Below are 6949 nucleotides of genomic sequence, written 5' to 3'. Positions count from 1 at the left end.
AAACACATTCTGCTTGCGTCCACTATGTGGTTCCCAACCAACAACCCGTTGGCGGAACCAAACAACTGAATAACAACACCACCATGCTGCCCCCCAAAGGGGACAGCGAGTTGTAACCACAGTCTTCCCACCCCCAGGCACGATTCACGGGGGAGCGGGTGAAAGGGTTACGGCGGTCATAGCGTGGGGGAAACGCCCGGTCCCATTCCGAACCCGGAAGCTAAGACCCACAGCGCCGATGGTACTGCACCCGGGAGGGTGTGGGAGAGTAGGTCACCGCCGAACACACATTAGGTCGAGGCCCCAACCACACCGGTTGGGGCCTCCCACATTTAACAACCAACCAGCAAAGGTCAAAACCGGACAGGGCCCAAAAGTGGCCCTGACTGGTCGCGAATAGGTCCCGGATTCGGTGATTAACCTCAAAAAGTCCCGGAAACACGCGGAATTTGCGGCCCCGAACCGCCCAAGCTGGTAAGTTTTCGGACAGTGGCTTGTGCGCACACCGCGTGCGGGCTTCAGAATCAGAACCGTCCAGGAGGACATAAATGGCTAAGAACCGTAGTGAACTTGTTGCAGAGGTAGCAGGCAAGGCCGGCACCAGCCAGGCTGCCGTCAACTCCGTCCTCGATGCACTGTTCGAGGTTTTCGAGACTTCTGTCGCCGCGGGCGAGAAGATCACCATCCCGGGCTGGCTTGCCGTCGAGCGCACCGACCGTGCAGCACGTACCGGCCGCAACCCGCAGACCGGCGAGACCATCCAGATCGCAGCAGGCCACAGCGTCAAGCTGACCGCCGGCTCCAAGCTGAAGGCTGCTGTCTCCAAGAAGTAGAACCCGTCCGTCCGGCAGGCAGCCGGATGGAAAAGGAGCGGCAACCAGCTGGTTGCCGCTCCTTGGCGTTTAACCCGGATTCGCGGCCCGGGCAGGCGTAGCGGACAATGGAGTGGTGTCTTCTGCCGCAAAACCTCGTTCCACCCCTCCCCGGTCCGATCCCGGCAAGGGAGCTGCGGTCCCGGACGCCGGAGCCCGGGGGATCACGCTGCCGTGGCAGCTGGCAGGGCTTGCAGCGCTCTTCTTGGGCCTCGCAGCCGCGCTGATCTTCTCCGGCGCGGCAGCAGCCCGCAGCGTGGCCGATCCCGGCGCCCTGGTCCGCTGGGGGCTTCCCGTCAGCAAGGCCATCCACAACGTGTCCCTGGCGACCGTCGTCGGAGGCCTGATCTTCGCCGTCGGAATCCTGCCCAGGAACCTCAAGGGCCGCAACCCCAGCCCGCGGGGAAAGGAAACCCAGGGCGGCGCGGAGCCGGAGCATCCCGCCTTCACCCGGGCCCTGGCCGTGGCAGCCGTGGCCGGCGCGGTGTGGACGTTGTCCGCCATCGCTGTCCTGGTTCTCACTTACGCCGACGTAGCGGGGCAGGGGCTGTCCAGCGATCCCGCCTTCACCCAGGCGCTCGTGTACTTCATGACGGACATCGAAACGGGCCGGGCCTGGCTCGCCGTCGTCATCATTGCCGCAGTGGTGACAACAGCCCTCTTCGGCGTCCGCTCCCTTGGCGGCCTGGCCCTTACCCTCATCCTTGCCCTCAGTGGGCTGGTACCCACGGCGCTGATCGGGCACTCCTCGAGTTCGTCGGACCATGAAGGTGCCATCAACTCACTCGGCCTGCACCTGGTGGGCGTCAGTACGTGGGTGGGCGGCATCATCGTCCTGGCCCTGCTGTCCGGGATCCTGGCCGGCCCCAAGCCCGGGGCAGCAGCAGACATCACCGAACCCACGCTCCGCCGGTTCTCTACCCTCGCCGGCTTCGCGTTCGTCCTGGTCTTTGCCTCCGGCGTCATCAACGCCAGCATCCGCGTCACCAGCTGGTCAGATCTTTTCGGTTCGGCCTACGGCCAATTGATCCTGGCCAAGACCGCAGCCGCGGTGGTGCTGGGCGGGGTGGGCTTCATGCACCGGCAGTGGGTTATCCCGCAGTTGGGCCGCAAGGGCTCCACCATGTCCTCCAGGCGCGTTCTGTGGCAGCTCATCCTGGCCGAACTCCTCATCATGGGCGTCACCTCCGGCATCGCGGTGGCCCTGGGGCGTTCAGCTCCGCCCCAGCCCACCGAACTGGCGCCGGACGCCTCACCGGCCTTCATCCTCAGCGGCTACGAGCTGCCCCCGGAACTGACGCCCGAAAGGTGGCTGACCGAATGGCGGCTGGACTGGATCTGGGCCGGCGTGGCCCTGTTCGGCCTGGTCACCTATTTCATGGGAGTGGCCAAGGTGCGCCGCCGTGGCGACTCCTGGCAGTGGTTCCGGTCGGTGAACTGGGTGATCGGCCTGGTGGTGCTGACGTACATCACCTCCGGGCCGCCGTCGGTATACGGCCGCATCCTGTTCTCCGCGCACATGATGGACCACATGGCCCTGACCATGGTGGCGCCCATCTTCCTGGTGCTTGGTGCACCGGTGACGCTGGCCCTGCGTGCACTGCCCGCCCGCGGGGACGGTTCACGCGGTATGCGCGAATGGATCCTGGTCTTCGTGCATTCGAAGTTCTCGCAGCTGGTGACCCACCCGCTGTTCGCCGCAGCCAACTTTGCCGGTTCCATCATCCTGTTCTACTACTCGGACCTCTTCGGTTACGCGATGCGCGATCACGTGGGCCACGAGTTGATGAACCTGCACTTCCTGCTGACCGGCTACATCTTTGTGCTGACGATGATCGGCACGGACCCGCTGCCCCGACGAGCGCCGTACCCCATGCGGCTGCTGCTGCTCCTGGCCACCATGGGCTTCCACGCGTTCTTCGGCGTCTCCATCATGGGCGGTACCGGGCTGCTGGCCGCGGATTACTTCGGCAACCTGGGCCGTGCCTGGGGACCGTCGGCCCTGGCGGACCAGCAGGCCGGCGGCGCCGTGGCGTGGGGCATCGGCGAGGTGCCCACGCTGCTGGTGGCGATCGGCGTGGCCGTCATGTGGTCCAGGTCAAGCCAGCGGGAGGCCACACGCGTGGACCGGGCGGCGGACAGGAATAATGACGCCGATCTGACCGCTTACAACGATATGTTTGCCAAATTGGCCGAACGCGATGCCAGGCTGGCTGAACGCAACAAGCTGGAAGGACGCTGATGAGCGAAACCGTACGCACCCATGCCCGGGTCCGGGCCTCCGAACTCGTGGGCCGCAACTGGTTGAACACCGGCGGCAAGAGCCTGGATCTCGAAGCCCTGCGCGGCAAGATCGTCCTGCTCGATTTCTGGACCTTCTGCTGCATCAACTGCCTTCACGTACTGGATGAGCTGCGCCCGCTTGAGCAGCAGTACTCGGACGTGCTGGTTACCGTGGGCGTCCACTCGCCCAAGTTCGAGCACGAGGCAGACCCGGTGGCGCTGGCCGCTGCCGTGGAGCGCTACGAGATCCACCACCCCGTCCTGGACGATCCCGAGCTGGACACCTGGAAGGCGTACACCGCCCGCGCCTGGCCCACCCTGGTGGTCATCGACCCTGAGGGCTACATCGTTGCGCACCTTTCCGGCGAGGGGCACGCCGACGGACTCGCCGTGCTGATCCCTGAACTGATCGCCGAGCATGAGGCAAAGGGCACCCTCCACCGCGGGTCCGGCCCATACGTGGCCCCCGAGGCGACGTCCGGCACCCTCCGCTTCCCCGGCAAGGCACTGTTCCTGCCGCCGGGCCGCGGTTCGGCTTCCTTGGCTGGAACGGCCGACGGCGGCTCGCCAGCAGGTGCACCGGCCAACGCTGCTGCGGAGAAGGGGTCCTGGCTGGTCACCGACACCGGCCACCACCGCCTGGTGGAACTCGGCACCGACTTCGACACCGTCCTGGCCACCTTCGGTTCGGGCACCAAAGGCTACGCCGACGGCCCGGCAGCAGGGGATACCGCCAGCGCGCAGTTCAACGAGCCGCAGGGCCTGGTCCTGCTGCCTGAAGACGTGGCAGCCAAGGCGGGCTACGACGTCGTCATTGCCGACTCGGTCAACCACCGCCTGCGCGGACTCTCGCTCACGGACGGCAAGGCTTCCACCCTGGCCGGCAACGGCATCCAGCGCCTGCTGGAGACCGGTCCGGCGCGCGTTGACGAGGAAGGCGCCGGCTTCAGCGGCTCCCTGGGCAACGACCCGCTGGACGTGGCGCTGAGCTCGCCGTGGGACGTGGTGTGGTCACGCAAGCTGAATGCCGTGGTGGTGGCGATGGCCGGCACGCACCAGATCTTCAGCTTCGACCCCCTCACCGGCGCGGTGTCCATCATCGCCGGCAACGGCCTGGAAGGGCTGTTGGACGGTCCCGCCCACGAGGCCTGGTTCGCCCAGTCCTCCGGCCTGGCCGAGGACGCGGACGGCAACATCTGGGTGGCGGACTCCGAAACCTCAGCCCTCCGCAAGCTGGTCATCGCTGACGACGCGTCCATCACCGTGGAGTCCGCCGTGGGCAAGGGCCTGTTCGACTTTGGCTTCCGCGACGGCCCCGCCGCCGAAGCCCGCCTCCAGCATCCGCTGGGCGTCACCGTCCTGCCCGACGGCTCCGTGGCCATCGCGGACACCTACAACGGAGCCGTGCGCCGCTACGACCCCGCGTCCGGCACCGTGTCCACGCTGGCCCGCGGCCTCGCCGAGCCGTCCGACGTGATTGTGGACCACACGCAGTCCGTGGGCTCGGAGCCGCTGCTGGTAGTGGTTGAAGCCAACAAGCACCAGCTGGTGTACGTGCCCATCCCCAAGGAAGCGCAGCAGGTGGACGAGGGCGCCTCCCAGACCCACCGGCCCAAGAGCCCCGTGGCTCCCGGCGCGCTGGAGCTGACCGTCCGCTTCACCGCCCCCACGGGACAGAAGCTCGATGACCGCTGGGGCGACCCCACCCAGCTGAAGATCTCCTCCACCCCTCCTGAGCTGCTGGTGTCCGGCGGCGGAACCTCGGTGGGCCTGCTGCGGACCCTGGAGCTCTCCCCCGACGTGCTCGAGGGCGTGCTGCACATTACCGCCCGCGCCGCTGCCTGCGACGGACCCGAAACCGAGGACGGCGAGATCCCGGACCACGCCGCCTGCCACCTCTACCAGCAGGACTGGGGCATCCCGGTGGTGCTGCAGGCCGACGGCGACACCGAACTGGTCCTGGACCTCCGCGGCATGGACTGAGCCCGTTCCCACCTGCTGAAAGGCTGCTGCCCCTGTGACCCCGCGTCACGGGCAGCAGCCTTTCGCGTCTCCGGCCTGCCGGCGACCCTGGAATTCCGGGCATGTGGTGACCTGCTGCCCGCGAAAGCATGCCCTGCGTGACACTTGCCTTGTTCCTCCGCTGTCCACATAGGTTCCGGCCTTGCTGTCGGCGTGGGCGGGGGAGCGTGCTCCCGCCCCCACACTTCCAGCCGGTGGCGGCCCTGGCAGATGTCTTGATTCATGCCATGCGCTGTCTGCCCTTTCCGGAGTCACTGGTCATGGTGGAGTGTGCCGTATCGCGGGTGAGATGACCCTCGATTTCCTGCGTCAGCGGTTGCCGGGGAACCGGAACGGGAAGGCCCGGGGAGTCCTGCGGTGGGTGGACGGCGGGGCGGATCCGCTTCTGGAAACGCTGGCCCGGACGTACTTCCGCCAAGCCGGCATCCATGTCCAGGCGCAGGTGTACCTGGACAGGGTTGGGTACGTTGATCTGCTGCTGGACGGCTGGCTGGTTGTGGAACTTGATGGACGGCACCACGCTGAGTGGAAGCAGGTACAGAAGGACCACCGTCGGAACAACGAATCAGTCCTGCAGGGTCAAGGGCTGCGGTGTCCGGTCCCGATCAAAGCGTGCCCTGCGTGACGCGCGAAGCCTACCGGCTGCGTTCAGGGGTGCCGGGCCTAGAAGCTCAGCTGCGGGGTGACCTTGACCGTGTCGCCCGATACGTCCAGGCGGGTTGTGAAGCTGAAGTCCACCTCTGCGTCCAGCGGGTACCAGGCCCCGGTGAAGGCGTTCTGCTGGAGGGCTTCCACCTTGGCCTTGCCGTCCAACGGGGCCACCACCCAGCGGCCGTCGAACGGCTCCACGGAGACATTGGGGTATTCGGTCACGGTCCACTTGATGGTGCCGTCCTGGACCCGGTTGTTGCTGGCGTAATAGAAGGGGCAGTCCGGCTGGAGCTTCTGTTCCTTGACGGCCTCCGCCGCGCAGCCGTCCAGGAATTCCCGGACCTTGGCCCCAACATCCGTTTTCAGCTTGTCGGTGGCCTGGGTGAGCAGGTTGAGCGGGGCCACGGGGGTGTCCTTGGAGGTGACGGTGGCCCGGGTGGCGGGTGCGGAGAAGTACTGTCCGTCCAGGGACGCCTCGTATTCGCCGGGGTAGAACACGGCAAAAGAGTTGCGGCCGTTGGGCATGTTCACCGGGACACCGTTGACCTGGGCCTCGTTCCCGTTGACCACGGTGATGTCCACGGTGGGCAGCCGCGACGGGACGAAGGCCCACGTATTGAAGAAGAGCCATTCGGTGCCGGTTTTCTGCAGCAGGAATTCACTGTGCAGGCGGCTGCCGTCGATGGTGTATTCCATAGGCACCATCACCTGGTTGCCCGGGCGCTCCTCGGGGTCGCCGATGTCCACGTTGGTCACGCGCGATGCCGCTGTCTGCAGCCCGGCACCGTCAAGCATGGCTGCGTTGCTGGGCGGGACCGCCGCCCGCAGGAGGCCCAGCGCCCGGCCACCGTCGCCGCTCTTCAGGGCATCCAGATACTCCCGGACCGGCTGCTGCGGGCTGGCCACCGTATTGTTCACGACGTTGATGGCCACGATGGCTCCGGCAACGGCAAGCATGAGGCCCAGCAGCCATCCGGCTGCGATCCTCACCAACGCTTGACTCATCTGCACGTTCTACACAGTAACGTCAGTGCGGACGCACTCTAAAGTTGGTGTCCCCCCTATTGTGCGGGGCACCACCCGACTAATGCCCGACGACGGCCCGCGGGGACGGCGTCAGC

General features: G+C 66.5%; 5 protein-coding genes and 1 rRNA gene. 4 read left to right on the top strand and 2 right to left on the bottom strand.

The annotated features are described in order from the left end of the window. Positions 1–168: 168 nt before the first annotated feature. From rrf to AB0313_RS15605, 4 genes are all read left to right on the top strand, one after another. Positions 169–285, top strand: a 5S ribosomal RNA gene (gene rrf / locus AB0313_RS15620). A 263-nt stretch (positions 286–548) separates the two neighbouring features. Next, positions 549–833 carry an HU family DNA-binding protein gene (locus AB0313_RS15615; protein WP_011693739.1) on the top strand — a complete coding sequence of 95 codons (285 nt, stop codon included), beginning with the start codon at positions 549–551 and terminating at the stop codon, positions 831–833. Between the two features lie 112 nt (positions 834–945). Continuing rightward, entirely contained in the window at positions 946–3114 is a 2169-nt protein-coding gene (locus AB0313_RS15610; RefSeq protein WP_366306631.1) for a cytochrome c oxidase assembly protein, read from the top strand. Beyond that, entirely contained in the window at positions 3114–5138 is a 2025-nt protein-coding gene (locus tag AB0313_RS15605; RefSeq protein WP_366306629.1) for an NHL domain-containing thioredoxin family protein, read from the top strand. Before AB0313_RS15610 ends, AB0313_RS15605 begins: the two co-directional genes overlap by 1 nt. 259 nt (positions 5139–5397) lie before the next feature. Here AB0313_RS15605 and AB0313_RS15600 read toward each other — a convergent pair whose 3' ends face one another. Together AB0313_RS15600 and AB0313_RS15595 are read right to left on the bottom strand one after the other, a co-directional pair. Further along, positions 5398–5727 (bottom strand): hypothetical protein, encoded by a 330-nt coding sequence (locus tag AB0313_RS15600; protein ID WP_366306628.1) that lies wholly within the window; start codon positions 5725–5727, stop codon positions 5398–5400. Between the two features lie 113 nt (positions 5728–5840). Continuing rightward, entirely contained in the window at positions 5841–6833 is a 993-nt protein-coding gene (locus AB0313_RS15595; RefSeq protein ID WP_174237561.1) for a hypothetical protein, read from the bottom strand. Positions 6834–6949: the final 116 nt, after the last annotated feature.

It is taken from the genome of Pseudarthrobacter sp. NPDC080039 (genome assembly GCF_040702335.1).
GTDB classification, from domain to species: domain Bacteria; phylum Actinomycetota; class Actinomycetes; order Actinomycetales; family Micrococcaceae; genus Arthrobacter; species Arthrobacter enclensis_A.
The sequence above is the reverse complement of the archived record's forward strand: the minus strand, read 5'-3'. Positions and strand labels throughout refer to the sequence as shown.

Excerpts from the sequence above, each read along its gene's own strand:
- AB0313_RS15615 (WP_011693739.1), top strand. The coding sequence starts at position 549 with ATGGCTAAGAACCGTAGTGAACTTGTTGCAGAGGTAGCAGGCAAGGCC.
- AB0313_RS15595 (WP_174237561.1), bottom strand. The coding sequence starts at position 6,833 with ATGAGTCAAGCGTTGGTGAGGATCGCAGCCGGATGGCTGCTGGGCCTC.
- AB0313_RS15605 (WP_366306629.1), top strand. The coding sequence starts at position 3,114 with ATGAGCGAAACCGTACGCACCCATGCCCGGGTCCGGGCCTCCGAACTC.